Below are 26535 nucleotides of genomic sequence, written 5' to 3'. Positions count from 1 at the left end.
CGAACCGCACGCCGCAACGCCAGCCCCGGAGGCCGGAACAAAGCCCGCCGCGCACGGCAGGACGCCCGCCGAACCGCCGACCACTCAAGCCGGAACGAAACACGCGGCACACGACGGGATGCACACGGAACCGCACGCCGCAACGCCGACCGCGCAGGCCGGAACGAAGCCCGCCGCGCACGATGAGACACACACCGAACCGCCAGCCGCTCAAGCCGGAACGAAACACGCGGCACACGGCGGGCCGCCCGCGGAACCGCACGCCGCAACGCCAGCCGCGCAGGCCGGGAGGAAACCCGCCGCGCACGACGAGACACACACCGAACCGCCGACCGCTCAAGCCGGAACGAAGCACACGGCGCACGGCGGGCCGCCCGCGGAACCGCACGCCGCGACGCCGACCGCTCAAGCCGGAACGAAACACGCGGCACACGGCGGGCCGCCCGCGGTGATCGTGGAGACGCGGATCGGGCCCGACTCGCTCGCCGCGGAGGAGCCGCTCGAGATCCGCGTCGGCGGTCCGCTCGCGGTCACCATGCGCACGCCCGGGGACGACCTCGACCTGGCCATCGGCTTCCTGCTCACCGAGGGCGTCATCCGCCGGACCTCGGACGTGCTCACGGCCAAGCTCTGCTCCGGTGACGAGGAACCCAACTCGTACAACGTCGTGGACGTCAGGCTCGACCCCGGCGTGCCGGCTCCGGACGCCGGGCCGGCGGCCCGGAACTTCTACACCACCTCCTCCTGCGGAATCTGCGGCAAGGCGAGCATCGAGGCGGTGCGCACCCGGTCGGCGTTCGACGTCAGCGCCGACCCGATCACCGTGGCGCCCACCGTGCTCGCCGCGCTGCCCGACGCCCTGCGCCGCCGGCAGCGCGCCTTCGAGACGACCGGCGGGCTGCACGCGGCGGGCCTGTTCACCCCGGACGGCGAACTGGTCTGCCTGCGCGAGGATGTGGGCCGGCACAACGCGGTCGACAAGGTCGTCGGCTGGGCGGTGCGCCAGGAGCTCCTCCCCCTCGCCGGCCACGTGCTGGTGGTGAGCGGCCGGGCGAGCTTCGAGCTCTGCCAGAAGGCGTGGATGGCCGGCATCCCGGTGCTCGCCGCGGTGTCCGCGCCGAGCACGCTCGCCGTCGACCTGGCGACCGAGGCCGGCCTCACCCTGGTCGGCTTCCTGCGCGGCCCGACCTTCAACGTCTACTCCGGCGCGCATCGCGTCCAGGGTGTCCCGGCTGTCCCGCCCGCCCGGCTCCTCCCGACGGCCCGCCCCGCTGCGGCCCGTTGAGCCGCTCCGCGGCGTTACCCCGGCCCGTAGTCCCCGGCCGGTCCCGATCCCGGGCCGGCATCTGGGCCCGGCGCCTCACGGCGATCGGGAGCGGGGCGGCGGGGGCGGGTCGGCAGGGTGCCGCGGTCCGGGCGGGTCGCGGAGCGGCGCGGCCTCCCTGGCGGGCGGCGCCGGCGGCGGGCCCGCGAGATGGCCGGCACCTGCGCCGGGGACAGGCCGCGGCTCAGAATCTCCGCCATCAGGCCGGCGGCGGAGTAGTCCGGGTCGGCGTCCAGCGCCCGGTCGAGCGCGATGGACGCGTGCAGGCCGTTGCCGTCGCGCCAGCTCAGGTAGGACAACAGCGTCGCCGCCGGCGCCACCGCGGACGGCTCGCAGCGGCGCACCAGATCGGTCCACAGCAGGCGGTGGTGCTCCATGCCGGCGCCGCCGCGGCGCACATCCCGGTCGAGGCGCTCCCAGGCGCGGTCGCGGAAGGCGACCACGTGCAGCAGGACCTGCAGCCACGCCACCTCGTCGTCGGTCAGCCGGCGGCCCGCGGCGTAGCGGGCGAGCGCCGCCTCGAGCGCGGCCCGGCCCGCGCCTATCACGGCCGCGCGGACGCCGGCGGCGTCGCGACCGGTGACCAGGCGCAGGACGCGCAGGTTGGCGCGATTGCCGGCCTCCTCCATGGCCGCGAGCGCCGGGCCGGTCGGGCCCGCGAACCGGGCCGCCACCGCGTCGCGGTCGGGCAGCGCGACTAGCCCGGCGAGCGTGGCCTCGGCGGCGACGATCGACGTCTCGGGGTCGAACGGCCGGCCCTCCGGCGGGCAGCAGCCCGGCGCGTCGCACAGCAGCGACCAGTAGCGGCCGTCGTGCGTGCGGAGCATGTCGAGGATGACGATGCCGCAGCCGGCCAGCGTGGCGCCGACGGCCCGTAGGAACGGCTCCACCCGACCGGGTGGGCCGTATCCGACCAGCAGGGCGCTGTCGATGCCGTTGTGGCGGAAGAGGCGGGCGTAGTGCTCGGCCAGGACCGCGCCCGCGTCATCGTCATCGGGCAGGTCGCCGCGCAGCTGCAGGTGCAGCCCCGAGCCGCGCAAGCCGAGGGCGACGAGGCTGTTGGAGGGGTGGAAGCCCATGAGATAGGGCATGGCCGAGAGGAGTTCGGCGGGGCCGCGCAGGCGCATTCGGGAAGCCATGCACATCAGCCTGGCGGCGATCCGACCGCGGGTGAACGACGGATTTCGGCTGTGGATAAGCGGAAGAATCCATCCACAGCCCTGGCGGGAAAGGCGGCGAGCTGCTAGGGCCCGACCGTCAGTACCGGAACCGAAGATCCTGCAGGTCGATGCCGTCCTGCCAGACCGAACCCTTCCGTTTGAGATCGATCGCCAGGGTCACGCGGGCCAGCGCGTCGTAACCCGCCGCATGCAGGCACCGGATCGCGTCCCGGTTTCGCGCCGCCGGCGAGATGCTCAACTGCCCCAGGCCCCGCCGCCGGGCCTGGTCCGCCACGTGCGCAAGCAGGGCCCGCCCGATCCCGCGGCCGCGCCGCGCCGACGCGACGACCAGCGGCTCCACCTGCCCCCCGCGCCCGTCCAGCAGCAGCCCCACCATGCCGACCACGAGGTGGTCGGCGTCCGAGGCCACCCACATCCCGGACAGGTCGAGCCGCGTGAGGTACTCCTCGAACGCCGCCCCCGAGTCGTCGTCCGACGGCACCCCGTAGAGCCCGGCGTCCGCCGCGGTCATCTCCGCCCACAGCTGGCGGCACTCCCGATGGTCGGTCGGGCGATACGCCCGGATCGTGAGGGCCGACACCTCGGCCGGCGAAGCCTGAGTGGTCATAACTCATAGTTACCCCGCCGGCCCCCACCACGACACCCACATCACAGGATTGCTACCGGGCCCGATTCGCGACTTTTGCTGCATCGCGCACTGCGGAGCATGAAGTTTCGGCCACACCCGACCGAGCGTTAACATGGGAAACGGCTCGCAGCTACGACGAAGGGACGGCCGGTCGGGGCCGTCCCTTCGCTGTTGCCGCACAGTTCAGAATCGCCCCGAGCCGACGGGGCCTAGATCCCGGTTACGGAAGGCGGAATTCGCCGTCCTGGTCGACCGCGGCGAGGAAGGTCTCCCATTCCGCGGGAGTGAAACGCACCAGACCCGCGTCTGGGGCGTTGGAGTTGCGGACCTCGACGACGCCGTCGACGAACCGTGCCTCGACGCACTGTCCGTTGTTACCGCTCCGGGTGGGTTTGTGCCACCGCTCGTTCAGCGCAGCCATCTGCGCACTCCTTCGGGTCAGGGCCGGGCTCAGTGCGCGGAATCCTCGATCAGTTTGATCGACTCAAACGGGCTGAGCGCGGCAGCTCGCAGATTCTCGAACACGTCGTGATACCGCTGCACATCGTCGGCGGCCGGATAGATGTCGCCGGCCATGGCCTCGGCATACACGACGCTTGGTGCATCTTGGAACCTGAGGATCGCGAAGGATCCAGCCATGCCGGCATATGCCCCTCCGGAGAAGGGCAGGATCTGGACCGTCACGTTCCTCGCCCGGCCCATGTCGGCCAGGTGCTTGAGCTGCGACCGCATGACGTCGGGTCCACCGATGCTGCGCCGGATGACGCTTTCGTCGAGGACCGCGATGAGCTGCAATGGTTGGCTGGGGCGGGTGAGCAGGTTCTGCCGTTCGCGGCGGGCCTTGACATGCGCCTCCACGGCATCCTCGGACTCCCCTGGCGAGGCGGCGAGCAGCGCCCGCGTGTACTCCTCGGTCTGGAGCATGCCGGGCACCACGAGCGCTTCGTAGTCGCGCATCTCGATGGCATTGTGTTCCAGCCCGATGTACCGGGAGTAGCTCGCCGGAAGGTCCCCGTAGCGGGCGAACCAGCCGCGCGTCTTTCCTTCCTTCGCCAGGACGACCAATGTGTCGATCAGTTCCTGATCATGAACCTCGTAAATCTCGAGGAGGCGCTCCAGCGTGCTGCGCCGGATGCCGACCTTCCCGCCTTCCATCCTGCTGACCGTGCTGGGGGAGCAATCCAGTTGCAGCCCTACGTCCTCAGTGGTGAGCCGCGCGCGCTCGCGCAAGTCACGCAGCTGCTTACCCAGCTGGAATCTGGGGAACGTTGGGCTGTGGGCGCTGGACACCGCTCACCTCCATTACTCAAGACGAGTGTGTCCGTTACCGGGTTAGTACGCAAGCGCCCCAGCGTCTGAGCGAAAGGCTTGCTCTACTCAACTTCGCCCTGACGTATTGCCGCCCGAAACCTGCATGTGCATTCTGGATGCGTCAGATACCTCCCGGCCGGAGGGAGATCAGTGGTGTTCGAGGACGACACGCTCCTGCTCGAAGGCGCACCACGGCTCTTCGGCATTGTCGCCGATCCACTCGACGATGACCACCCTCAGGTCGTCGCCTGGGGCCACGAGCTGCCTGACCAGGCCGTGCTCACCTGGCGCCTCGGCAACGGCAAGACCGAGGTGGCCGTGTTCCGATCGGCCGAGGCGGCACTCGCCACGGCGCAGCAGCTCTACAATGCGCGCCTGCTCTGGACCGCGCCCGCGGCACAGGGCGTCTGACGGGGCATCAATGGCCGTCATCTACGACCACGCGATCACGGACGCGCGGCGCCTTGCCGAACGGCACCAGCCCATTCTCGGCCGGCACGTCACGGGCTGCACGGCCGGGTGCGCGCAGTGGCCGTGCAAGCCGTTCACGACCGCATGGGCGCTCGTCACACGCAACTCCAACACGCGAGCCGGACGGTAGCCCCGAAACGCCGGACCGGCCGACCGGAGATGATCGATCGGCCGGCCGCGATGGATGCCGTTTCCCCGAGGCGCCGGGCCGTCGCCAGGCGATCGCCGACGACTCCTCCTCCTTGCCCCGCAGCCCGCTGTCCCAGCCCGGCCAGGCCCGATCCTGTATCGGCGTCCCCGGCGGCTCCTGAATCGGCGTTCCTGGCGGCGACATTTCCACGACCGCCGGCGGCGAGGACTGTGCGCTACCGGGCGGCGAGCTCACGCTGCCGCCGCCGGATCCACCACCGGTCCCACTGGAGGTCCGGGGAGTCGCCCGCGGCTGGACCGGCGGCCGGGGCGCGGTGGTCACCGCGCCGAACGAGCGCCGATCCGCGGGTCCGGTCGGATGCGGCCCCGATGCCGGGCCGGAGCCCACCACCGACCCCGGCGTCGGGCCCGAGCCAACCACCGCCGGCCCCGGCTGCGGATCGGCGATGACGGGCGAACGGGTGGATGACGCGCCGTCCAGCGTCGCGCTGCCAGCCGCCACGACGATCATCGTCGGCAGCAAGGTCAGCAGCACCAGCAGCGCGGAGATCAGCAAGGGCCGCCGGTTGGGCGAGAACGGCCGATGGTTGCGCACGTCCGATGACAACGGGGCTCCCGACAAGACAAGAAACGAAGAAGAAGAGAAGAGGGCAAACGGACTAACGCGACGTACCGCAAGATGACCTGCCCGACTTGGGGGGATTTTTCGGGATTAGCGCGACGGTGAGCCAGGGACTCCATGGTGTCGATCGACACGCCTTCTGCGATGCTGGACACACACCGGCAACGGGGCCGTAGCCTCCGCATACCCTGCGAGGCAGAGCCCGGGGGCCGGCTCCCGGGTATGACCTCGGTCATGCCCAACCGCGACGCGCCGACCCCACCGGGTTGCCGCGTGGCAGCCACCCCCGCTGCGCGGCAGGGTCACCCCCGCTGCCGACGCGAGAGACGACAGGGAGATACGGATGGCGAAGGGCGAAGTAAAGGCCCGGACGCGCACGACACGGGCCGCGCCTGAACCCGCGTTCGTGCAGCTGCTCACCCCCGAGGGCGATCGTGTCGAACACCCCGACTACACGGTCGACTTCACCGACGACGAGTATCGCTCGCTGTACCACGACCTCGTCCTGGTCCGGAAGCTCGACGCCGAGGCGACCGCCCTGCAGCGCCAGGGCGAGCTGGGCATCTGGGCCAGCCTGCTCGGCCAGGAGGCGGCCCAGGTGGGCTCGGGCCGGGCGCTACGGGCGCAGGACATGGCCTTCCCGACATACCGCGAACACGGCGTCCTCTACTGCCGCGGCATCGACCCGATCATGCCGCTGAGCCTGTTCCGCGGGGTCGACCAGGGCGCCTGGGACCCCAACGAGTTCAAGTTCAACATGTACACGATCGTCATCGGCGCGCAGACGCTGCACGCGACCGGCTACGCGATGGGCGTGGTCAAGGACGGCAAGGTCGGCTCCGACGACGGCGAGGCCGTGATCGCGTACTTCGGCGACGGCGCCACCAGCCAGGGCGACGTCAACGAGGCCTTCATCTGGGCGTCGGTGTTCAACGCGCCGCTGGTGTTCTTCTGCCAGAACAACCAGTATGCGATCTCCGAGCCGCTGGAGCGCCAGACCCGCGTGCCGCTCTACCACCGGGCCAGCGGCTTCGGCTTCCCCGGCCTGCGCGTCGACGGCAACGACGTGCTCGCCTGCTACGCGGTCACGCGCAAGGCGCTCGACGACGCGCGGCACGGCCAGGGCCCGTCGTTCATCGAGGCCTACACCTACCGCATGGGCGCGCACACCACCTCCGACGACCCGACCCGCTACCGGATCGCGAGCGAGGTCGAGGCCTGGCAGGCCAAGGACCCGATCAAGCGGCTCCGCGCGTTCCTGACCAAGCAGGGCATGGCGAAGGACGACTACTTCGACGCCATCGACGAGGAGGCCCGCGTGGCCGCCGTCAGCCTGCGCGAGCGGGTGCTCCACATGCCCAACCCCGACCCGCTGACGCTGTTCGACCACGTGTACCCGCACGGCTCCCCCGAGCTCGCGCAGCAGAAGGAACAGTTCGCCAAGTACCTTGCGTCGTTCTCGGCTTCCGAGGGGAGTGGGCACTGATGGCCGATGCGGAGAACCTGACCCTCGGCAAGGCGCTCAACACCGGCCTGCGCCGGGCGATGGAGCGCGACCCGAAGGTGCTCATCATGGGCGAGGACGTCGGCAAGCTCGGCGGCGTCTTCCGCATCACCGACGGGCTGCAGAAGGACTTCGGCGACGACCGGGTCATCGACACCCCGCTGGCCGAGTCCGGCATCATCGGCACCGCGGTCGGCCTCGCCATCCGCGGATACCGGCCGGTCTGCGAGATCCAGTTCGACGGCTTCGTCTACCCCGCGTACGACCAGATCGTCTCGCAGGTGGCGAAGCTGCACTATCGCTCGCAGGGCAAGGTCAGCCTGCCGATCGTCATCCGGATCCCGTTCGGCGGCGGCATCGGCGCGGTCGAGCACCACTCGGAGTCGCCGGAGGCCTACTTCGCGCACACGGCCGGCCTCAAGGTCGTCTCGTGCGCCAACCCCGACGACGCGTACTGGATGATGCAGCAGTCGATCGAGTCCGACGATCCGATCATCTTCCTGGAGCCCAAGCGCCGCTACTGGGAGAAGGGCCCGGTCAACGTCGACAGCGCGAGCCTGCCGCTGCACGCCTCCCGCGTCGCCCGGCCCGGCACCGACGTCACCGTGCTCGCCTACGGCCCGATGGTGCGCACCGCGCTCGACGCCGCCACCGCCGCGGAGGAGGACGGCCGCTCGCTGGAGGTCATCGACCTGCGCACGCTGTCGCCGCTGGACATGCGCCCGGTGTACGACTCGGTGCGCCGCACCGGCCGCGCGGTCGTCGTCCATGAGGCCCCCGGCAACCTGGGCCTCGGCGCCGAGGTAGCGGCCCGGGTCACCGAGCAGTGCTTCTACTCGCTCGAGGCCCCGGTCCTGCGCGTCACCGGCTACGACACGCCCTACCCGGCCGCACGCCTGGAGGAGGAGTATCTCCCGGACCTCGACCGGGTGCTCGACGCCGTCGACCGCTCGTTCGGGTTCTAGGGGGACACACGGATGACCAGGGTCAAGGAGTTCAACCTGCCCGACCTCGGCGAGGGCCTCACCGAGGGCGAGATCCTCAAGTGGCTGGTCGGCGAGGGCGACACGATCACGCTCAACCAGCCGATCGTCGAGGTCGAGACCGCGAAGGCCGCGGTCGAGATCCCGGCGAAGTGGGCCGGCAAGGTCACCAAGATCTTCCATCCCGAGGGCACCATGGTCGAGGTCGGCCAGCCGATCATCGCGATCGACACCGACCCGGGCGCGGGCGACCTGCCCGCCCCGTCCGCCGCGTCGCTCGCCGCCGTCGAGGTGGCCGGCGACGCGCCGGTCGAGCCCGGCCTGATCGGTGGTCCCGCCCCGGGCGGCCGCACCGCCGTCCTGGTGGGTTACGGCCCCAAGACGACCGTGGCCAAGCGCCGCCCGCGGGCCGAGTCGGCGTCCGCGCCGGTTCAACGGCCCCCGGTCGTACCGCATGAGCCGGCAACGCCGCCCGCGCCCGCCCCGGAGCCGCCCACGGCACCGGCCCCGGCGGCGGTCCCGCGCAACGGGGCCGTCCTGGCCAAGCCGCCGGTGCGCAAGCTGGCCCGGGACCTCGGCGTCGACCTGGCCGACATCGAGGGCACCGGCCCCAGCGGCTCGATCACCCGCGACGACGTGCTGGGCGCGAAGTCGGCCCCGCCCGCCGCCGCGGCGCGCGTTCCCGGCGAGCGCGAGGAGCGCATCCCGGTCAAGGGCGTGCGCAAGCTGACCGCCGAGAACATGGTGGCCAGCGCGTTCACCGCGCCGCACGTCACCGAGTTCCTCACGGTCGACGTCACGCGGTCGATGAAGGCGCTGGAGCGGCTCAAGGGCATGCCCGGCTGGACGGACGTGCGCGTCTCGCCGCTGCTCATGGCGGCCAAGGCCGTGTTGCTGGCGCTGCGCCGGCACCCGATGGTCAACTCGACGTGGGCGGGCGACGAGATCGTCGTCAAGCGCTACGTCAACCTCGGCATCGCCGCCGCCACCCAGCGCGGCCTGATCGTCCCGAACATCAAGGACGCCCAGGAGCTGACCACCCGGGAGCTGGCCGACGCCATGACGGCGCTCGTCGGCACGGCGCGGGAGGGCAAGACCCCTCCCGCGGACATGACCGGCGGCACGTTCACGATCACCAGCGTCGGCGTCTTCGGCGTGGACTCCGGGACCCCGATCCTGCCCCCCGGCGAGTCGGCGATCCTGGCCTTCGGCGCCGTGCGCGAACAGCCCTGGGTCCACAAGGGCAAGATCAAGATTCGCCAGGTGACGACGCTGGGCCTGTCCTTCGACCACCGCGTGATCGACGGCGAACTGGGCTCCAAGTTCCTGCGTGACATCGGGGTGTTCCTGCAGGACCCGGAGGGCGCCCTGCTGGCCTGGGACTAAGCGGCCAATCCGCCCTCAGTGGCCCCGTGCTCCGGCACGGGGCCACTGTCGTATCGCCGACGAACAGGGGGTTTACGCAGCCGATCAGCCTACGAATCTTCGGCTGGTGTGCCGTATCACTTCATATTCGCTGGCACTGGATCTTCTCGGGGACGTGTAATGGATGCGGAATCAAGACCTCCTTACACCGAACCCCAGAGGAGCCGACCATGAGCACCTTCCTCGAGCGCTACAGGGCCCGCCGCAACGCCGCCCGCCGCCTGGACGCCATCGAGCGCGCCATCGCCAAGAACCCGTCCAGCGCCCTCCGCGACGAACTCCACGCCATGATCAATCGTGACTAGTCGCGGGGTGCCACCCGAAAGACCTCTTCCGAACCGCCCCGGTCCGCTCCCTCCCCGGACCGGGGCGGTTTTCCATGCTTCGTCCGGCCCTGGTTTGCTTGCTCCAACCGACGAACCTCGCTACCGGATCTGCCATGGCCGTCCCCGGTCGACTACGGTCGCAAGGGTCTGACAACAGGAGGCACGCATGACGTCCGACCAGCAGCACCCGTCCGAGCAGCCGGACGAGAGTGCGGCGAGCACGCCGCCGGTCGGCAGGGCACCGGCCGTCCGCGCGAAGGCGTCGGTCCCCGTCCCGTCCTCACCTGCCCCGGCCTACCCCCAGCCCACGACGCCGGAGTCCGACGCCGACGACCCGTCCACCCGCCCCGGCCCGTTCCCACCGGCCGGCCCGCTGCCGCCCCGCGTGCCGCAGATGCCGCCGGGCGCACCCACCGCCGGCCCGGGCCCGTCGGGCAAGGCCTCCGTGCCCGACCAGTTCGGCCAGTTCGGCCAAGCACCGCCCCCGGGCCCGGTCGGCAGCTTCCCCGGCTTCACCCCGGCGACGCCCGCCACCCCACCGCCGCCGGCCTCGGAGCAGTCGAGCCCCTGGGCCCCGACGCCCGCACCGTTCGCCCCGACCCAGGCCACACCGCCCCAGTCCGCACCGTCCTCCGGCGCCGGCGCACCCGGCGGACCGGTCTCGGGCACCGCGCGCGTCTCCTTTGGCAGCGCCCGAGTGCCGACCGGCAGCGCTCAGGTCCCGCCACCTTCCGACAACGCCTCGATCCCCTCCGGCTCCGCTCACGCCCCCCAGACCCCGGCGGGCTACACCCCCACCGGCGGCGCCCACATCCCCACGAGCAGCGCGCAGGCCCCGAGCGGCAGCGGCTACTACCCCGGCGGCAGCGCCCAGGTCCCGGGCACGCAGTTCCCCAGCGGCGGCACCCAGTTCCCGCCGTCCGGCAGCGCCTCGGTTCCGACGGGCTCCGCGCATGTGCCCGACCCGGCCGCTCCCGGCGGGCCCGTCCCGCCGGAGTCCGGCCTGCCGCCCCGCACGTACCAGGCCCGGGCCCAGGTCTCAGTCCCGCCCGCGCACGGCTCCCCCACCTCGGCCCCGCCCGCCGGTGTGTACCCATCGTCCGCCCCGCCCGCCGGCGCGTACCCGTCGTCCGCGCCGCCCGCATCCGGCTCCGCAGGGGTCTACTCGTCGGCCGCGCCCCCGTCGAGCGCGCCACCGTTCGGTGCGCCGACCGCCGGATCGTTGCCCGTCAGCGGGGCCGGCACCGGGATCTACCAGGCGTCCGCGCCGCCAGGAGCCGGCGGGTATCCAGGCTCGGCGCCGCCGGAGGCCGGCGGGTATCCGGGCTCGCCGTCGGCGACCGGGATCTACCAGACTTCGGCACCGCCGTCGACCGCAGCGCCTTACCAGACCTCGGCACCACCGCCCGGGGTTTACCAGGCGTCGGCGCCGAACTACGGCGATCCGGTCCCGATGCCGGGTGAGCACCAGCCGGACGCCGCGCCCGGGGAGGTGCCGGCGCCCGAGCCGCCCGCCAAGAGCCCGCGCAAGCTGTTCATCGGGCTCGCCGTCGCGGCCGCGGTGTTCCTGTTCGCCGTCGGGGGGACGACCCTCGTCGTCAAGCTCAGCAACGCCGCCGGCACCAGCCTCGCGGTCAACTCGTGCGTCAAGGAGGACGGCGGGTCGGCCAAGGGCGCCGACTGCTCCGACAAGGACGCGTTCCGGATCGTCTCCAAGGTCGACAAGCCGGAGAGCTGCTCGGACGCGAGCCAGCCGTACATCGTGGTGCAGGAAAAGGGGCAGAAGGAGCAGGTTCTCTGCCTCCGGCCGGCGAGCCAGAAGTGACCGTCGACTCACCACTGCTCAAGGCGCGCGTCCGCGCCCCCGAACTGCGCGGGCGCGGCTGGCTCAACACAAACGGGGAAGATCTCCGTCTGTCCGACCTGCGCGGCAAGATCGTCGTGTTGGACTTCTGGACTTTCTGCTGTATCAACTGCCTCCACGTGCTGGACGAGCTGCGGCCGCTGGAGCAGCGCTACGCCGACGTGCTGGTCACGATCGGCGTGCACAGCCCCAAGTTCGAGCACGAGAAGGACGCCGACGCGCTCGCGGCCGCGGTCGAGCGGTACGGGGTCGACCACCCGGTGCTGGACGACCCGGAGCTCGGCATGTGGCAGCAGTACGCCGCGAAGGCCTGGCCCACGCTCACGGTCATCGACCCCGAGGGGTACGTCGTGGCGAACATGGCCGGCGAGGGCCACGCCGAGGGGCTCGGCCGGCTCGTCGAGGAGCTGATCCGGGTCCACGAGGCCCGCGGCACGCTTCGGCGCGGCGATTCGCCTCATGCGGTACAGAATCCGGATCTCACGCTCCTGAGGTTTCCCGGCAAGGCCCTCGCGCTGCCCGACGGGCATTTCCTGGTCGCTGACTCCACGCACCAGTCGCTGGTCGAGCTCGACGCCGACAACGAGACGCTCATGCGCCGCATCGGCACCGGCCGGCGTGGCCGCAAGGACGGCACCGAGCCCGAGTTCTCCGAGCCCGGCGGACTGTGCCTGCTGCCGCCGCACGTCGCGGAGGTCGCGGGGTACGACGTCGTGGTCGCCGACACGGTCAACCATCTGCTGCGCGGCCTGAGGCTCGCCAGTGGCGAGGTCACCACCGTCGCCGGCAGCGGCCGGCAGTGGCGCGGCACCGTCGACTTCGGCGCGCACGACTCGCTGGCCGTGGACCTCTCCTCGCCGTGGGACGTGGCCTGGTACGACGACCGCGTCGTCGTCGCCATGGCCGGCATCCACCAGTTGTGGTGGTTCGACCCGGTGAAGCGCACGGCCGGCATGTACGCGGGCACGACCGTCGAGGCGCTCAAGGACGGCCCGCTGCACGAGGTCTGGATGGCCCAGCCGTCCGGCCTGTCCGCCTCGCCCGACGGCCGGCGGCTGTGGATCGCCGACAGCGAGTCCTCGGCGGTGCGCTGGATCGAGGACGGCCAGATGCACACCGCCACGGGCCAGGGCCTGTTCGACTTCGGGCATGTCGACGGTCCCGCCGATCAGGCGCTGCTGCAGCACCCGCTGGGCGTGCTGGCGCTGGCCGACGGCAGCGTGCTCGTCGCCGACACGTACAACGGCGCGGTGCGTCGCATCGCCGGCGACCAGGTCTCGACCGTCGTCGACGGCCTGCGGGAGCCGAGCGACCTGGTGCTGACCGCGCAGGGCGACGTCGTCGTGGTCGAGTCGGGCGCGCACCGCCTGGTGCGGCTGGGCGCCGGCACCCTGCAGGCGGCTGGGATCGACGTCACCGGCGTGCGGCACCGCACCGAGCGCCCGGCGACGACGCTCGCCCCGGGCGTGGTCGAGCTGGACCTGATCTTCGAGCCCGCGCCGGGCCAGAAGCTCGACGAGTCGTTCGGCCCGTCGACCCGCCTGGAGGTGTCGGCCTCGCCGCCGGAGCTGCTCCTGGAGGGCGCGGGGGTGAGCACGGACCTGCGCCGACGCCTGGTGCTCGCGCCGGATGTGGCCGAGGGTGTACTCCAGGTGGTCGCCCAAGCCGCGACCTGCGACATCGACGCGGAGTTCCCGGCCTGCCATCTGACCCGCCAGGACTGGGGCGTGCCGATCCGCGTCGCCGGCGACGGCGCGAGCCGGCTGCCCCTGATCCTGCGCGGCATGGACGCCTGAACGGGCGTCTACACGAACGGGGCGAGTGCAACACCGGCCTCGGCCAGCGCGGCGCGCACCGCGCGGGCCATCTCGACGGCGCCCGGGGTGTCGCCGTGCACGCACAGCGACTCGATGTGCATCGGGATGACCGACCCGTCGGCCGCCTCGACCACGCCGTCGACGACCATGCGCACCGCCCGGGCGCTCACGGCGGCGACGTCGGTCACGAGCGCGCCCGGCGACGTGCGCGGGACGAGCCGGCCGTCGGGCTGGTACGCGCGGTCGGCGAACCCCTCGGCCACGACCCGCAGCCCGCGCTCCGCGGCGAGTTGCGCCAGGACCGAGCCGGGCTGGCACAGCACGGGCAGGCCGCCGGCCCGCACGGCGGCCGCGACGATCGCGGAGGCGTGGCCCGAGTCGACCGCGGCGGTGTTGTAGAGCGCGCCGTGCGGCTTGACGTAGCCGACCGGCCCGAACGCCGACAGCGCGCCGATCTGGTACAGCAGCTCATCCGCGAGTTCATCCGGCGGCACCTCGATGCGCCGCCGGCCGAAGCCGACGAGGTCGCGATAGCTCACCTGCGCGCCCACCCGCACGCCCCGCCCGGCCGCGGCCGCGCTGACCCGCCGCATCGTGGACGGGTCGCCGGCGTGGAAGCCGCAGGCCACGTTCGCGCTGGTCACGATCGTCAGGAGGGCCTCGTCGTCGCCGAGGCGCCACACGCCCAGGCCCTCGCCAAGGTCACTGTTGAGGTCTACCACGAAATCGAACGGTATCTCCCGGGCGCGCCTGTGCCAGCAGCGGCAGATCGGCGGCATCGACGACCGCGACCACCGGGTATCCGCCGGTGGTCGGATGGTCGGCGAGGAAGACCAGCGGCTGGCCGTCCGCCGGGACCTGCACCGCGCCGAGCACGATGCCCTCGCTCGGCAGTTCCCCGGCGTCCGCGCGGGTCAGCGCCGGACCGGACAGCCGGGTCCCGACCCGGTTGCTCTCGCTCCGGATGCGGTACTCCGCAGTGCCCAGCACCCGCGCGTCGGTGAACCGGTCGGCTCGGGGCCCCCACGTGATCCCCAGGACGATCGGCCCGCCGAGCGCGGCCCGGGGGGCCACGTCCACGGCGGCCGGTTCGCCGGTGGTGGGGCCGAGTGGCAGCCGGTCGCCCGGGCGGACCACGGGCGGGCCGAGCAGCGACAGTGTGTCGGTGGAGCGGCTGGACAGCACCGGCGCCGGGGCGAGCCCGCCGTCCGCGGCGAGGTAGGCCCGCAGTCCCAGCACCGCCCGCCCGACCTCGATCCGGTCCCCGGCCCGCACCGGCACCGGCGCGCTCAGCGGCGCCGGCCGCCCGCCCACGCGCAGCGGCGCGGCCGCCCCGGTGAGCGCGACGGTGCCGGCCCGGCACGCGACCGCCGCGAACGGCCCGAGCGTGATCTCCAGCCCGGCCGCGTCCGGCGGGTTGCCGACCAGGCGGTTGGCGAGCAGCAGCGCGGGCCGGTCGAGGGCGCCCGAGCGCGGTACGCCGAGGTGCGCGTATCCGGGCCGCCCGAGGTCCTGCACGGTGGTCAGCGGCCCGGCGACCTCGACCAGCAGGTAAGGCTCGGCGCTCACGCGGCCCGGAACCGGACGGTGCGGCCGGGTGTCAGCAGCGCGGGCGGCCGCCGGTCCACGTCGAACAACTCGGCGTCGCAGTGCCCGACGATGCGCCAGCCGCCCGGCGAGGGGGTCGGGTAGATGCCCGCGAACCCGGCGGCTAGGGCGACCGACCCTGCGGGCACGTGGGTGCGCGGGGTGTCCAGGCGCGGCACGTTCCACGGCAGCCCGCTGAGGTAGGCGAAGCCGGGCGCGAAGCCGCAGAACGCGACGGTCAGGTCGGTGCTGGTCAGCTCCTCGATCACGGCCTCGACCGTGGTCCCGGCGTGCTCGGCGACGAACGGCAGGTCGACGCCCTCGAAGCGGACGTCGATGACGACGGGGGGCTCGTGCGGTGCCAAGTCCGGATCGATCGTCCAGTCGCGCAGCCGGCTCGCCAGCCCGGCGGGGTCGGCCACCCCGTCGAGCAGGACCGTGCGGGCGCCGGGCACGATGTCCACGACCGGCAAGTGGCCGGCGGCCCGCTCCGCGTCCAGCGCGGCGAACCAGTCCAGCGGGGTGTCGACCTCGATGAGGAGCGCGTCGGTGCCGACGGGACGAACCTGCACTCCGTCACGATAGACGTCCCGATGATACTTGCGAGTAACCTACGGTACCGTAACCTGGAGGGCGTGACCGTGAAGACCGAAACCCGCCTGCGCCCGGTCGACATCGGCAAACCGCGGATGCGCGGCTGGCTGCACGCATACGCGGCCGGCGTCGCCGTCGTGTGCGGGATCGTGCTGTGCTCGCTCGCGGCCGCCCGACCGGGCTGGGCTCCGCTGGTCAGCTGCGCCGTCTACAGCGTCACCGTCGTCGCCCTGTTCGGCACCAGCGCCCTGTATCACCGCCGCGTGTGGTCGGAGCGCGGCTACAAGATCATGCGCCGCCTCGACCACTCGATGATCTTCATTTTCATCGCCGGCACCTACACCCCGTTCAGCGTCCTGCTGCTCTCGGGCAACACCCGCGTGGCGATCCTGGCCACGGTCTGGGGCGGCGCGCTGCTGGGCGTGGCCATGAAGCTCGCGGCGGCGATGAGCAAGCGCCGGTGGCTCTCCGCGCCGCTGTATCTCGCCCTGGGCTGGGTCGCGGTGGCGGTGCTGCCGGACATCCTGCACACGGGCGGCGTGACGGCGCTGGTGCTGACCGTGGCGGGCGGCGCGTTCTACACGGTGGGTGCGGTCTTCTACGCGCTGCGCCGCCCCAACCCGTGGCCGACGGTCTTCGGCCATCACGAGTTCTTCCACGCGTGCACGCTGGTCGCCGCGATCTGCCACCACATCGCGATCTACTTCGCCCTGTACGCCCGGTAACGCACGCGGCGCCGGTCTGCCGGCCGATTCAGTACCGGCGCGTACGGCGCTCGACGATCTCGTCCGCGGACGGCGGGATCGCGGTGCTGTCCACCGGCGGCGGGGGCGGCGCGGCGGTCACGACCGTGCGCCGGCGCGAGTTCCAGAAGTACAGGGTCAGGAGCAGGCCGACAAGCCCGGCAATCTGGAGAATCCAGCCGATCGTGTCGAGGTTGAACGGCCCGACATCCGTGTCCTTCAGCCCGAAGGCCAGGACCGCACCGACGACGATCAGAAGAATGCTTCCGCCGATACCCATCGAAGGCCTCCCGATGCTGTCTGTGGGTTGTTGTCTGTCCCCGGGTACCCACGCGCGTCATTCTTCAATCGGGCACGCTTGTTCCCATGACCGTGCGCACGCTCATCCTGCTCCGGCACGCCAAGGCGGCGAACCCGGACGACTACGCCACCGACATCGAGCGCCCCCTCACCGCGCGCGGGCACCGCGATGCCGCCGCCGCCGGGCAATGGCTGCACAAGTCCGGCCTGGCGCCCGGCGCCGTGCTGTGCTCGACCGCGGTACGCACCCGTCAGACCCTCGAGGAGCTGCGCCTTGCCGAGGTCCCGGTGACGTACGAGCACCGCGTCTACGTGGGCCCGTCCGACGACACGCTCGACCTGATCCGGCACGTGGACGCGACGGTCGCGACCCTGCTGCTCGTCGGCCACAATCCCACTATTTCCGATTTATCCGACACGCTGGCGCCGCGCGCGCTCACCGACGGCTGGCTGGCCACCTCGGGCATCGCGGTGCACCGCTTCAAGGGCTCATGGCGCGACCTGGAGTCCGCCGGGCTCACCGACCAGCACACGGCCCGCGACTGACCGACCCGCACACCCCTCGCACGGATCGAAGCGCGAAAAAAGGGGGAGGGCGCCACTGCCCCTCCCCCCTTACCTCGCGACCCTGCTTAGAAGGCCGCCTCGTCCAGCTGCATCGCGTCGAGCGTGGTGGACTCGATCACGCGGCGGTCGGCGCCGATGCGCGGCAGCACCTCGTGCGCGAAGAACGTCGCCGCCGCGACCTTGCCCTCGTAGAAGGCCTTGTCCGCGGGCGACACGTCGCCGGTGAGGGCCTTGAGCGCCACCTCCGCCTGCCGCTGCAGCAGCCAGCCGACCACGACGTCGCCGAGGCCGAGCAGGAACCGCCGCGAGTTGAGGCCGACCTTGTACAGCGCCTGCGGGTCGCCGGACTGCGCCTCGCCCAGCCAGCCGGTGAAGATGCCCAGGATCTGCTGCACCTCCGCGAGGGCCTTGCCCAGCGCGACCCGCTCGACCTTCAGCTGCCCGTTGCCGCCCTCGGCCTCCAGGAACTGCTGGATCTCGCCGGCGATGGTGAGCAGCGCCTTGCCCTGGTCCTTCACGATCTTGCGGAAGACGAGGTCGAGGCTCTGGATCGCGGTCGTGCCCTCGTACAGCGTGTCGATCTTCGAGTCGCGCACATACTGCTCGATCGGGTAGTCCTGCAGGAAGCCCGAGCCGCCGAAGGTCTGCAGCGACTCGTGGCCGAGCAGCTCATACGCCCGCTCCGAGCCGACGCCCTTGACCAGCGGGAGCAGCAGGTCGTTGACCCGCTTGGCGATCTTCGCCGCCCTCTCGTCGCCCGCCGCCTCGGCCAGCGCCACCTTGTCCTGCCAGGTCGCCGTGTAGCAGACGAGAGCGCGCAGGCCCTCGGCATACGACTTCTGGATCAGCAGCGACCGGCGCACGTCCGGGTGGTTGATGATCGCGACCCGGGGGGCGGCCTTGTCGTTGCTGGTCAGGTCGGCGCCCTGGACGCGGCTCTTGGCGTAGTCGAGCGCGTTGAGGTAGCCGGTCGACAATGTCGCGATGGCCTTGGTGCCGACCATCATCCGGGCGTACTCGATGATGAGGAACATCTGCCGGATGCCCTCGTGCACGTCGCCGAGCAGCCAGCCCTTGGCCGGCACGCCGTGCCCGCCGAAGGTGACCTCGCACGTGGTGGAGACCTTGAGGCCCATCTTGTGCTCGACGTTGGTCACGAACGCGCCGTTGCGGTCCTTGAGCTCGCCGGTGTCGGCGTCGAAGTGGAACTTCGGCACCACGAAGAGCGAGAGGCCCTTGGTGCCCGGGCCGCCGGCGCCGGGTGTGTCGACCGGCCGCGCCAGCACATAGTGGACGATGTTCTCGGTCAGGTCGTGCTCGCCACTGGTGATGAAGCGCTTGACGCCCTCGATGTGCCAGGAGCCGTCGGGCTGCGGGATCGCCTTGGTGCGGCCCGCGCCGACGTCCGAGCCCGCGTCCGGCTCGGTCAGCACCATCGTGGAGCCCCACCGCTTGTCGACGAAGAGCTTGGCCCACTTCTTCTGCTCCTCGGTGCCCTCGATCCGCAGCGTGTTGGCGAAGGAGGGGCCGGAGGCATACATCCAGATGGGCGCGTTGGACCCGAGCACCAGCTCGGCGATGGACCACCACAGCGCGCGCGGCGCCGCGGTCCCGTCGAGCTCGGCCGGCAGGTCCAGCCGCCAGAACTCGGCGTCCATGAACGCCCGGTAGGACTTGCGGAACGACTCGGGCATCCGCACCGAGTGCGTGGCCGGGTCGAAGACGGGCGGGTTGCGATCACTGTCGGCGTAGCTGGCCGCGAGATCCTCGCGCGCCATGCGGTCGACCTCGCCGAGGATGCTCCGGGCGGTGTCCACGTCGATGTCGCCATAGGGGCCCTGACCCAGGACCTTGTCGACACCGTAGACCTCGAAGAGGTTGAACTCGAGGTCTCGCAGGTTGCTCTTGTAGTGGGTCATCGCGGAGTGGCCCCCGTCTCTGGGTCGCAGCTGTTCGATCGCGCCATGTCAAGCATGTCCAACCGAGGTTACCAGGCGGTAACAGACATCTTATTACTGGCTGGTAATGACGGACAACCCGCGGCGATGAGCGAGTCAGGCCACGGCCGTCACCGCTCGGCGGCGTGGTCGTTGACCGGTTACTCGCAGTCAAGAGGAGGGCCGCGCGATGATCGTCCGTCTCATGGGCTCGCTCTTCGCCCCCAAGTACCCGCGCTTTTACACCGGCCGACACCGCGCCCCGATGCGCCGCCTGGCCCTCCGCCAGCGCCCGATCGAGGCATAATCGAAATTTCCGGCATTTTCTGACTCCGCCAGGAGTCGGGAACTGCCGGAAATTAAGGCGGTAACGCGGAGGCGCTAGGAGGAAGCCACTCCCGCGCCACCGATCTCCCAGCTCGGGACCGGCGTCGGCGGCTTGACGCCCTGATACTCGACCAGCACCAGCGCGATGTCGTCGTCCAGCCGCCCGCGCACCCACTCCAGCAGGGCGCTCTCGAGCGACTTCAGCCCGTCGCCCACCGTGCCGTGCCCCAGCAGGCGCTGGGCCCGCTCCGCCGTCGGGAAGAACTCGCCGTCGCGGCGCGCCTCGGCCAGGCCGTCGGTGAAGAACAGCAGCCGGTCGCCCGGCTCCAGCCGTTCCACCCGCGGCTTGACGACCGGCATGAAGCCCAGTGGCGGCGCGTTCGCCGGCGGGTCGAGCGGCACCACCCGGCCGCGGCGCAGCAGCAGCGGCGCCGGGTGGCCGCAGTTGACGATCGTCAGCGTGCCGCCGCGCTCCTCGATCAGCGCCGCGGTCACGAAGTCCTCGTCGCCGAGCGAGCGGGCCACCGCCCGGTCCAGGTCGGCGACGATCGCGCGCAGGTCGGCGCGCTCGAAGGCCACATGACGATAGGAGCCCAGGACGATGCTCGCCAGGCGGACCGCGTCGAGGCCCTTGCCGCGCACATCGCCGATGATCATGCGAACGCCGTAGGGCGTGTCGAGCGCCTCGTAGAGGTCGCCGCCGATGTCGGCCGCGGCGCTGGCGGAGATGTACCGCGCGGCGACGCTCAGCGGGCCCACCTGCGGGCCGAGCGGGCGCAGGACCGCGCCCTGGGCCACGGAGGCGAGGCGGGACAGTTCGGCGTATCGCGCGATCCGCCGCTGCCGGATCGCCCCCACGGCGCAGGCGATCCCGCTCGCCACGATCACGCCGCCCAGGTTGATCATCAACACCAGCCCGCGATCGCGGCTGTGCATCAGCTCGACCGAGGTGAACAGGAACGCGAGCAGCGTCGAGGCGCTGCCGACGGCCAGCACCTCGGGCCAGGACGCGAAGGCCGCCGCCAGGAAGGGTGCCGCGGCCAGCAGGCCCACGTAGTCGGCCCGGATCCCGTCGGCCACCTCGGCGGCGAACACGAGCGCGAGCAGCACGAAGGCCGCGCCGACTCCGGCGCGGGCCTCGGGAAGCAGCTGACGTTTCATAGGTCCGGGCAACAGCATGCCACCAACCGACCCTCGGACCGCTCCATCAAACGGCCGGGTCTGCCTTACTTGAGTACCTCATACTTCGCGTTGATGACACCGGCGTTCACCGACGCGATCTTCACGAAGGCGCCGCGCGCCAGATCCAGGCAACGGCCCGCCACGAAGGGTCCTCGATCGTTGATGCGCACGTCGACGGACTTGCCGTTGGCCAGGTTCGTGACCCGGACGACCGTGCCGAACTTCAGTGTCTTGTGCGCCGCGGTCAGCCCGTCGGGGTCGAAACGCTCGCCGCTGGCGGTCGCCTGGCCGTCGGCGTAGAACGACACCTCGCAGGTGCCGCTGCCGGCGACCCCGGCCGGCGCGGTGGTGGTCGCGGCCTTCGTCGGCGTCGGAGACTTGGTCTTCGACGGGCTCTTGCTCGCGGCCGGCGAAGCGGCCGTGAGCTGCTCGGTTGTCGCTCCATCGGACGGGGCGAGGCTCGGCTCGACCGACGGGACAAGGCTCGGCTCGGCCGACGGGGAGGGACGCTGGCCGCGGTCGGCGCGCTCCTGCGGGCTGCGCGCGGCATCGATGGTCGAACTCGGCTTGTCGTTCGAGCTGAGATTGACGGTCGCCACCGCCCCGCCCGCGAGCACGACCACGGCACCGATGCCTGCGATCAATGGGACGAGGTGACGGCGACGCACGACGGAATGCCGGCCGGACAACGTCTGCACCCTTCGTCGACAGCAAGGCCGTTACTGAACGTATCCGCCCCTCCCGGACGCCAGTCAAACCGAACTGGGGCGCATATCCCAATTTGCTCGCAAATTTCCGGCCGAACGACCGACCCGACAGGGAGCCGTTCGGCCGATCCCCTGAGAACTCACCGTGAAGCGGTGACCGCGGCCCGTACGGCCGCGACGGCCTCGTCGACCGCGACCTCCTCCTTGGACCCCGACTTGCGGTCGCGGATCTCGACCATGCCGTCGGCCAGTCTCTTGCCCACCACCACGATGGTCGGCACGCCCAGCAACTCGGAGTCGTTGAACTTCACGCCCGGCGAGCCGTCCTTGCGGTCGTCCAGCAGCACGCTCAGCCCCGCCGCCTCAAGCTGGGTGGCCAGCCGCTCGGCGCCCTCGCGGATCTCCTCGGTCTTGCCCGCCGCGACCACGTGCACGTCGGCCGGGGACAGCTCGCGGGGCCAGCACAGGCCGCGCTCATCGGCGGTCTGCTCGGCGATCACGGCGAGCGCGCGGGTCACGCCGATGCCGTAGGAGCCCATCGTGACGATCCGTGCCTTGCCATTCTGGTCGAGCACCGACAGGCCGAGGGCCTGCGCGTATTTGCGGCCGAGCTGGAAGATGTGGCCGATCTCGATGCCGCGGGCCTGCTCGAGCACGCCGCCGTCGACCGGGCAGATGTCGCCGTCCTGGACGCGGACCGCCTCGACGGTGCCGTCGGGGGTGAAGTCCCGGCCGGCGACGAGGTGCACGACGTGCTTGCCCGGCTCGTCGGCGCCCGTGATCCAGCTCGTGCCGTCGACCACTCGGGGGTCCACGAGATACCGGATCCCGGAGGAGTTCTTCTCCCCCAGCACGCCGGGGCCGATGTAGCCCTTGACCAGCGCGGGGTGCTGGGCGAACTCGGCCTCCGACATCGGCGTCACCTCGGCCGGCGCCACCTGGGCCTCGAGCCGGCGCAGGTCAACCTCGCGGTCGCCGGGCACGCCGACGGCGAGGGGCTCGCGCTTGCCGTCGGGCAGCGTCAGCATGAGCATGACGTTCTTGAGCGTGTCGCCGGCGGCCCAGTCGCGGTCGGCGCGGCGCAGGTCCTCGCGGGCGTTGAAGAGGTCGACCAGCGTCTCGATCGTCGGCGTGCCGGGCGTGTCGACGACCTGCGCCGCCGGCTGGCCTTCGATGGGCAGGGCCGCGGGCGGCGGGGTCACGACCGCCTCGACGTTGGCCGCGTAGTCGCCGTTGGCGCAGCGCACGAACGTGTCCTCGCCGATGTCGCAGATGGCCAGGAACTCCTCCGACGCGCTGCCACCCATCGCGCCGCTCATCGCGGAGCAGATGACGTAGTCCAGGCCGAACCGGTCGAAGACCTTGATGTAGGCCTCGCGGTGGCGGGCGTAGGCGGCGCGCAGGCCGTCGTCGTCGACGTCGAAGGAGTAGGAGTCCTTCATGACGAACTCGCGGCCCCGCAGCACGCCGGCCCGGGGGCGCGCCTCGTCGCGGTACTTCGTCTGGATCTGGTACAGCGTGAGCGGCAGGTCCTTGTACGAGGAGTACATGTCCTTCACGGCGAGCGTGAACATCTCCTCGTGGGTCGGCCCGAGCAGGTAGTCGGCCTGCCGGCGGTCCTTGAGGCGGAAGAGGTTGGCGCCGTACTCCGTCCAGCGCCCGGTCGCCTCGTAGGGCTCGCGCGGCAGCAGCGCGGGGAACTCCAGCTCCTGGCCGCCGATCCCGTCCATCTCCTCGCGAATCACCTGCTCGATGTTGCGCAGCACGCGCAGACCCATCGGCAGCATGGTGAAGATGCCCGGCGCGACGCGGCGCACGTAACCCGCGCGGACCAGCAGCCGATGGCTGGTCACCTCGGCGTCGGCGGGATCCTCGCGCAGCGTCCGAAGGAACAGCGAGGACATCTTCAGGACCATCTGTGTCCACCTTCTCAAGGCCGTTTCCGTCACGTTGGACGATACCGAACGTGCACTTTTGCGGTCTTCCGGGTTTGCCGCCAGGGGCGACGCCTGTCCACATGCGACCTGTCAGCACGCTCGCCGCAGCATGTCCTGGGTGATAGCCCAGTTCACCTACACTCCCTCGGGTGACGGTTCGGGGGCGACTTTCCAGCAGGGCAGTCGACGCGCTGGTAACGCTGGGCTATCTTCTCGGCGCTGTGTATGCGCTGCATCGACTCTGGGCTGATCCCAACGGGCGCTACCTGACGTTCAACTTCCAGGACAACTTCGTGTTCGAGTGGTTCCTCACCCACGCCACTCACGTGTTCACCCAGGGTGAGTCGCCGTTTTTCTCCGACGACGTCAACTCGCCGCTCGGCGTGAACCTGATGGCCAACACGTCGATCCTGACGCTGGCGCTCCCGCTGACCCCGATCACGCTCTGGCTCGGCACGGGCGTCACGTTCGCGATCATCACGACGCTGGCGCTGGCCGGCACCGCCGCCGCCTGGTACTGGGTGCTCACCCGCGACTTCGGCCGCTCGCGCCTCGCCGCGGGCGTCGCCAGTGCCTTCCTTGGCTTCGCTCCGGGCATGATGTCGCAGACGATCGGCCACCCGAACATCGCCGGGCAGTACCTGGTTCCCTTCATCGTGGCCGCGGTACTGCGGATGCGGCAGCCCGGCAAGGTCTGGCGCCACGGCCTGGTCCTCGCCGCCCTCGTCGTCGCCCAGGCGGGCATCAACGAGGAACTACTGTTCTTCACCGCGCTGACGCTGGCCGTGTTCATCCTCGCCTACGTGCCCTGGCGCGAACTGCCCGGTCACGCGAGGGTCATGCTGCCCAAGTGCGGGGTGACCCTGCTCGTGGCCGGTGCGGTCCTGGCCTATCCGCTGTACTTCCAGTTCACCGGGCCCCAGTCGTACCACGGCCTCGACCAGGGCGTGCGCAGCATCAACCTCGACGTACTCTCCTTCGTCACGTTCAGCCGCAACTCGATCGTCGGCGACGTCGCCGAGGCCGCCCGGCTCAACCGCGACAACGCGTCCGAGGAGAACAGCTTCTTCGGCTGGCCGCTCGTCCTGCTGCTGGTCGCCGGCGCGATCGCCCTGCGGCGCAACCGGCTCATCCGCGCGCTGGCCATCACCGGCTTCGTCTTCGTCGTCGGCTCGCTCGGCAGCGTCCTGCGCTTCGACGCCGTCGACCGCACCGGCTACCACGGTCCGTGGTACTGGATCAGCAAGCTGCCGCTGTTCGACTCGATCGTGCCGGCCCGGCTTGGGCTCATCGTCACCGTGGTCGTCGGCATCGGCCTGGCACACATGATCGACCGGCTCGTCGTGGACCGCATGCGGCCTGGCGCGGCGCCGACTGAGCCCGTCAATCCCGGTAATTCCGGTAATTCCATCAAGGCCCCCGAGCCCGAACCGGACCCGGTCCTCGCGCTCGTCGGCTCGGGTCCGTCGAGCGATGGCCCGTCAAGCGACCGCCCGTTGGGCGACGGCAGGCTGCTGGTGGTCGAAGCGTCCGTCGCCACGCCCCGGCGCCTGGCGGCACCCGCCCCAGCCCCGATGCGGCAGCGCCCGTTGGCCGCCGCGGTGTGGGGCCTCGCGATCCTCGCCGCCATCCTGCCGCTCTTCCCAAAGCCGCATCACGTCTCCGACCGCCCCGCGCTGCCGGCGCTGTTCACCGATGGCAACTGGCGCACGAAGCTGCCCCCCAACCCGGTGGTCGCGCCGCTGCCGGGCGGCTGGAACGACAACATCCTGATGATGCGCTGGTCGATCGAGACCAACTTCGAGGTGAAGCTCACCGCCGGCTACTTCCTCGGGCCGAACGACACCGTTCCGGAGGACAAGTCCGCGCACTTCGGGCCGGGCGTGCGCGAGACCGTGGCGTACCTCAACCGGATCAGAGGCGACCTGACCTCGCCCAACGTCACCGCAGAGGCGCGCGCCGACATGCGCGCCGACCTGAAGTTCTGGAAGGCGACCAACATCGTGATGGTCGTCGGCTACCGTAACGAGAACGTCATCCGCGAGACGATCGACAAGCTCGTCGCCCCCGAGGTGGCCCCCGGCCGGGCCGTCGACGGCGTCTGGGTCTGGGACGTGCGCGCGATCAGCGGCGCCGGCTGAGCACCAGCTCGGCGACCCGGCGGGGGTGCAGCTCCGGGATCCAGTGGTTCACGCCGCGCAGGATCTCGAAGGTGTACTCCCCGTCGACCCACCCGCCGCAGAGGCGAGCCAGCCGCTCGGTCACGAACCCGTCCCGGTCGCCCCAGGCGTACAGGGTCGGCACCGTGACTCTGGGGAACCGCTTGCCGCCCGGCAGGGTCATCGCGCGGTACCAGTTGAGCGCCGCGTCCAGCCCGCCGCGCGCCCCGCGTTCGGCGTAGCGGCGGGCGTGCTCCTCGTCGAGCCCGCTGCGCCGCAGCCGGCCCGCGATGCCCCGGGCCAGCCCGCGCTCGGGCAGCCGGGGGAGCTGGTAGAAGCCGATGTACGCCGAGTGCCACAGCTGCGTGCTGCGCAGCGCCGCCTGGGCCCAGGCCCCGCGGTGCGGCACCGACAGCGCGGTCAGCGTGCGCACCCGGTCGGGGAAGCTGCCGGCGACGTGGAACGCGAGCGCCGCGCCCCAGTCGTGCCCGACGAGGTCGAACCGAGCCAGCCCGGCCTGGTCGGCCAGCGCCAGCACGTCGGTGGCGAGGAGATCCAGGGTGTACTGCCGGCGGTCCCGCGGGCTGGCACCGGGCGAGTAGCCGCGCAGGTCCGGCGCCAGCACCCGCAGGCCCTCGGCGACGAGCACCGGCGCCACACCGGCCCACGCGGTGCGGTCCTGCGGAAACCCGTGCAGCAGCACGACGCCCGGCGCGCCGGGGTCGCCGAGATCATCGACGTCGAAGACCAGCCCGCCATTGACGAACCGTGTGACCACGGCTCCATGAAACCACTGGCACGTTTCCGGGATTCGTCGTGATCTCGGTGCCCCTACTGTTCTTCTCAACGGCGACGACGAAGACTTCAAGGGGATACAGATGAGCGACAT

General features: G+C 71.4%; 25 protein-coding genes. 12 read left to right on the top strand and 13 right to left on the bottom strand.

Annotated elements, in window-relative coordinates; translation table 11 throughout:
- The first annotated feature begins 454 nt into the window (after positions 1-454).
- Positions 455-1285 (top strand): formate dehydrogenase accessory sulfurtransferase FdhD, encoded by an 831-nt coding sequence (gene fdhD / locus ABT297_RS26620; protein WP_350554395.1) that lies wholly within the window; start codon positions 455-457, stop codon positions 1283-1285.
- A 14-nt stretch (positions 1286-1299) separates the two neighbouring features.
- Here fdhD and ABT297_RS26615 read toward each other — a convergent pair whose 3' ends face one another.
- The 4 genes from ABT297_RS26615 to ABT297_RS26600 form a co-directional block, all read right to left on the bottom strand.
- Positions 1300-2463 carry a DUF4192 domain-containing protein gene (locus ABT297_RS26615; RefSeq protein ID WP_350554393.1) on the bottom strand — a complete coding sequence of 388 codons (1164 nt, stop codon included), beginning with the start codon at positions 2461-2463 and terminating at the stop codon, positions 1300-1302.
- Positions 2464-2581: 118 nt separating this feature from the next.
- Positions 2582-3112, bottom strand: a complete 531-nt coding sequence (locus ABT297_RS26610) for a GNAT family N-acetyltransferase (protein ID WP_350554391.1) — start codon at positions 3110-3112, stop codon at positions 2582-2584.
- Between the two features lie 241 nt (positions 3113-3353).
- Complete coding sequence (locus ABT297_RS26605; RefSeq protein ID WP_350554389.1) at positions 3354-3554, bottom strand: DUF397 domain-containing protein; 201 nt, start codon at positions 3552-3554, stop codon at positions 3354-3356.
- A gap of 29 nt (positions 3555-3583) precedes the next feature.
- Positions 3584-4423, bottom strand: coding sequence for a helix-turn-helix domain-containing protein (locus tag ABT297_RS26600; protein WP_350554387.1), 840 nt, complete (start codon positions 4421-4423; stop codon positions 3584-3586).
- A 174-nt stretch (positions 4424-4597) separates the two neighbouring features.
- Here ABT297_RS26600 and ABT297_RS26595 point away from each other — a divergent pair, with 174 nt between their 5' ends.
- From ABT297_RS26595 to ABT297_RS26560, 8 genes are all read left to right on the top strand, one after another.
- Positions 4598-4855, top strand: a complete 258-nt coding sequence (locus tag ABT297_RS26595; RefSeq protein WP_350554385.1) for a hypothetical protein — start codon at positions 4598-4600, stop codon at positions 4853-4855.
- 656 nt (positions 4856-5511) lie between these two features.
- Positions 5512-5748: a hypothetical protein gene (locus tag ABT297_RS26590; protein ID WP_350554383.1), complete on the top strand. Its 237-nt coding sequence runs from the start codon at positions 5512-5514 to the stop codon at positions 5746-5748.
- Positions 5749-6030: 282 nt separating this feature from the next.
- On the top strand, positions 6031-7173 hold the full coding sequence (pdhA, locus tag ABT297_RS26585) for a pyruvate dehydrogenase (acetyl-transferring) E1 component subunit alpha (RefSeq protein ID WP_350554381.1): 1143 nt from the start codon (positions 6031-6033) through the stop codon (positions 7171-7173).
- On the top strand, positions 7173-8156 hold the full coding sequence (locus ABT297_RS26580) for an alpha-ketoacid dehydrogenase subunit beta (protein ID WP_350554379.1): 984 nt from the start codon (positions 7173-7175) through the stop codon (positions 8154-8156). The genes pdhA and ABT297_RS26580 overlap by 1 nt, the downstream gene beginning before the upstream one ends.
- Positions 8157-8168: 12 nt before the next feature.
- Positions 8169-9560: a dihydrolipoamide acetyltransferase family protein gene (locus ABT297_RS26575; RefSeq protein ID WP_350554377.1), complete on the top strand. Its 1392-nt coding sequence runs from the start codon at positions 8169-8171 to the stop codon at positions 9558-9560.
- 209 nt (positions 9561-9769) lie between these two features.
- Positions 9770-9904: a hypothetical protein gene (locus ABT297_RS26570; RefSeq protein WP_350554375.1), complete on the top strand. Its 135-nt coding sequence runs from the start codon at positions 9770-9772 to the stop codon at positions 9902-9904.
- A gap of 187 nt (positions 9905-10091) precedes the next feature.
- Entirely contained in the window at positions 10092-11750 is a 1659-nt protein-coding gene (locus ABT297_RS26565) for an LppU/SCO3897 family protein (RefSeq protein ID WP_350554373.1), read from the top strand.
- Positions 11747-13585, top strand: coding sequence for an NHL domain-containing thioredoxin family protein (locus ABT297_RS26560; protein WP_350554371.1), 1839 nt, complete (start codon positions 11747-11749; stop codon positions 13583-13585). Before ABT297_RS26565 ends, ABT297_RS26560 begins: the two co-directional genes overlap by 4 nt.
- Before the next feature lie 8 nt (positions 13586-13593).
- Here ABT297_RS26560 and ABT297_RS26555 read toward each other — a convergent pair whose 3' ends face one another.
- The 3 genes from ABT297_RS26555 to ABT297_RS26545 are packed head-to-tail and all read right to left on the bottom strand — an operon-like array spanning position 13594 to position 15765.
- A complete protein-coding gene (locus ABT297_RS26555) occupies positions 13594-14328 on the bottom strand; it encodes a LamB/YcsF family protein (protein ID WP_350554369.1) in 735 nt (244 codons plus the stop codon).
- Positions 14309-15175, bottom strand: a complete 867-nt coding sequence (locus ABT297_RS26550) for a 5-oxoprolinase subunit C family protein (protein ID WP_350554367.1) — start codon at positions 15173-15175, stop codon at positions 14309-14311. Before ABT297_RS26550 ends, ABT297_RS26555 begins: the two co-directional genes overlap by 20 nt.
- On the bottom strand, positions 15172-15765 hold the full coding sequence (locus ABT297_RS26545) for a 5-oxoprolinase subunit B family protein (protein ID WP_350554365.1): 594 nt from the start codon (positions 15763-15765) through the stop codon (positions 15172-15174). The genes ABT297_RS26550 and ABT297_RS26545 overlap by 4 nt, the downstream gene beginning before the upstream one ends.
- A 117-nt stretch (positions 15766-15882) precedes the next feature.
- Between ABT297_RS26545 and trhA the strand changes: the two genes are divergently transcribed.
- Positions 15883-16512, top strand: coding sequence for a PAQR family membrane homeostasis protein TrhA (gene trhA, locus ABT297_RS26540; protein ID WP_350554457.1), 630 nt, complete (start codon positions 15883-15885; stop codon positions 16510-16512).
- Positions 16513-16540: 28 nt separating this feature from the next.
- Here trhA and ABT297_RS26535 read toward each other — a convergent pair whose 3' ends face one another.
- Positions 16541-16810 (bottom strand): DUF6458 family protein, encoded by a 270-nt coding sequence (locus tag ABT297_RS26535; protein WP_350554364.1) that lies wholly within the window; start codon positions 16808-16810, stop codon positions 16541-16543.
- An 86-nt stretch (positions 16811-16896) separates the two neighbouring features.
- On the opposite strand from ABT297_RS26535, the gene ABT297_RS26530 reads away from it, so the two are divergent.
- Positions 16897-17376 carry a SixA phosphatase family protein gene (locus ABT297_RS26530; protein ID WP_350554362.1) on the top strand — a complete coding sequence of 160 codons (480 nt, stop codon included), beginning with the start codon at positions 16897-16899 and terminating at the stop codon, positions 17374-17376.
- An 86-nt stretch (positions 17377-17462) separates the two neighbouring features.
- Here the strand turns inward: ABT297_RS26530 and ABT297_RS26525 are convergent, their stop codons facing one another.
- The 4 genes from ABT297_RS26525 to ABT297_RS26510 form a co-directional block, all read right to left on the bottom strand.
- Positions 17463-19316, bottom strand: coding sequence for an acyl-CoA dehydrogenase (locus ABT297_RS26525; protein WP_350554360.1), 1854 nt, complete (start codon positions 19314-19316; stop codon positions 17463-17465).
- A 399-nt stretch (positions 19317-19715) separates the two neighbouring features.
- Positions 19716-20822 (bottom strand): PP2C family protein-serine/threonine phosphatase, encoded by a 1107-nt coding sequence (locus tag ABT297_RS26520; RefSeq protein ID WP_350554358.1) that lies wholly within the window; start codon positions 20820-20822, stop codon positions 19716-19718.
- Between the two features lie 65 nt (positions 20823-20887).
- Complete coding sequence (locus ABT297_RS26515; RefSeq protein ID WP_350554356.1) at positions 20888-21487, bottom strand: septal ring lytic transglycosylase RlpA family protein; 600 nt, start codon at positions 21485-21487, stop codon at positions 20888-20890.
- Between the two features lie 203 nt (positions 21488-21690).
- Positions 21691-23466 (bottom strand): proline--tRNA ligase, encoded by a 1776-nt coding sequence (locus ABT297_RS26510; protein ID WP_350554354.1) that lies wholly within the window; start codon positions 23464-23466, stop codon positions 21691-21693.
- Positions 23467-23636: 170 nt separating this feature from the next.
- Here ABT297_RS26510 and ABT297_RS26505 point away from each other — a divergent pair, with 170 nt between their 5' ends.
- Positions 23637-25628, top strand: coding sequence for a DUF6541 family protein (locus ABT297_RS26505; RefSeq protein WP_350554352.1), 1992 nt, complete (start codon positions 23637-23639; stop codon positions 25626-25628).
- On the opposite strand, the gene ABT297_RS26500 is transcribed toward ABT297_RS26505, so the two are convergent.
- A complete protein-coding gene (locus ABT297_RS26500; RefSeq protein WP_350554350.1) occupies positions 25612-26424 on the bottom strand; it encodes an alpha/beta fold hydrolase in 813 nt (270 codons plus the stop codon). The genes ABT297_RS26505 and ABT297_RS26500 overlap by 17 nt on opposite strands.
- Positions 26425-26535 lie beyond the last annotated feature (111 nt).

The organism is Dactylosporangium sp. NPDC000555, assembly GCF_040300025.1.
GTDB lineage: Bacteria > Actinomycetota > Actinomycetes > Mycobacteriales > Micromonosporaceae > Dactylosporangium.
This window is presented reverse-complemented; position numbering and strand designations above follow the sequence as displayed.

What these genes read in the sequence shown, in the direction of transcription:
- ABT297_RS26580 (WP_350554379.1), top strand. Translation starts at nt 7,173, where the DNA reads ATGGCCGATGCGGAGAACCTGACCCTCGGCAAGGCGCTCAACACCGGC.
- trhA (WP_350554457.1), top strand. Translation starts at nt 15,883, where the DNA reads ATGCGCGGCTGGCTGCACGCATACGCGGCCGGCGTCGCCGTCGTGTGC.
- ABT297_RS26570 (WP_350554375.1), top strand. Translation starts at nt 9,770, where the DNA reads ATGAGCACCTTCCTCGAGCGCTACAGGGCCCGCCGCAACGCCGCCCGC.
- ABT297_RS26530 (WP_350554362.1), top strand. Translation starts at nt 16,897, where the DNA reads ATGACCGTGCGCACGCTCATCCTGCTCCGGCACGCCAAGGCGGCGAAC.
- ABT297_RS26575 (WP_350554377.1), top strand. Translation starts at nt 8,169, where the DNA reads ATGACCAGGGTCAAGGAGTTCAACCTGCCCGACCTCGGCGAGGGCCTC.
- ABT297_RS26590 (WP_350554383.1), top strand. Translation starts at nt 5,512, where the DNA reads ATGACGGGCGAACGGGTGGATGACGCGCCGTCCAGCGTCGCGCTGCCA.
- ABT297_RS26615 (WP_350554393.1), bottom strand. Translation starts at nt 2,463, where the DNA reads ATGGCTTCCCGAATGCGCCTGCGCGGCCCCGCCGAACTCCTCTCGGCC.
- ABT297_RS26565 (WP_350554373.1), top strand. Translation starts at nt 10,092, where the DNA reads ATGACGTCCGACCAGCAGCACCCGTCCGAGCAGCCGGACGAGAGTGCG.
- ABT297_RS26610 (WP_350554391.1), bottom strand. Translation starts at nt 3,112, where the DNA reads ATGACCACTCAGGCTTCGCCGGCCGAGGTGTCGGCCCTCACGATCCGG.
- ABT297_RS26535 (WP_350554364.1), bottom strand. Translation starts at nt 16,810, where the DNA reads ATGGGTATCGGCGGAAGCATTCTTCTGATCGTCGTCGGTGCGGTCCTG.
- ABT297_RS26605 (WP_350554389.1), bottom strand. Translation starts at nt 3,554, where the DNA reads ATGGCTGCGCTGAACGAGCGGTGGCACAAACCCACCCGGAGCGGTAAC.
- pdhA (WP_350554381.1), top strand. Translation starts at nt 6,031, where the DNA reads ATGGCGAAGGGCGAAGTAAAGGCCCGGACGCGCACGACACGGGCCGCG.
- ABT297_RS26510 (WP_350554354.1), bottom strand. Translation starts at nt 23,466, where the DNA reads ATGGTCCTGAAGATGTCCTCGCTGTTCCTTCGGACGCTGCGCGAGGAT.
- ABT297_RS26520 (WP_350554358.1), bottom strand. Translation starts at nt 20,822, where the DNA reads ATGAAACGTCAGCTGCTTCCCGAGGCCCGCGCCGGAGTCGGCGCGGCC.
- ABT297_RS26525 (WP_350554360.1), bottom strand. Translation starts at nt 19,316, where the DNA reads ATGACCCACTACAAGAGCAACCTGCGAGACCTCGAGTTCAACCTCTTC.